The following is a 561-nucleotide window of genomic DNA, read 5'->3' as shown; positions in this document are numbered from 1 at the left end:
CACATCCATACCGTCGAACAACCGCGTCACGTTCTGATGCGTAACCGCAACACCTTTCGGCGTCCCCGTCGTCCCCGACGTATAGATAATGTGCGCGATATCGTCCGGCGACGGCACCGGCAACACAGCACTGGACTGAGACTCAATCCGAGGATCAGCCACATCGATGACCGCGACACCGCACCCGCCAAGCCGCCCCGCCAACACAGCAGTAGTCACCACCGCCACCGGCGCGGCATCAGCCAGCATGAACTCCACCCGCGCATCCGGCACCACCGGATCAATCGGCAGATACGCCGCACCCGACTTCAACACAGCCAAGATCGCCACAACCGCATCAACCGACCGGCCCATCAACAAGCCCACCGACCGGCCAGGCCCAGCACCCTGAGCAATCAACAAGCGCGCCAACCGATTCGACGCCTCATCCAACTCCCGATACGACAACACACGACCATCAAAACTGACCGCCACCGCCTCCGGAGCACGAGCAACCTGCACCCCGAACAACGCCGGAACCGAAGACTCCACCACCGGCCGCATCAACACCGCCCGATGACC

General features: G+C 62.7%; 1 protein-coding gene. It reads right to left on the bottom strand.

Annotated elements, in window-relative coordinates; translation table 11 throughout:
- Positions 1-561: AMP-binding protein (locus AC4ELH_RS35305; RefSeq protein ID WP_498889591.1), on the bottom strand; the 561-nt coding region annotated here is incomplete at both ends.

It is taken from the genome of Mycobacterium shunyiense, assembly GCF_058270075.1.
The sequence above is the reverse complement of the archived record's forward strand: the minus strand, read 5'-3'. Positions and strand labels throughout refer to the sequence as shown.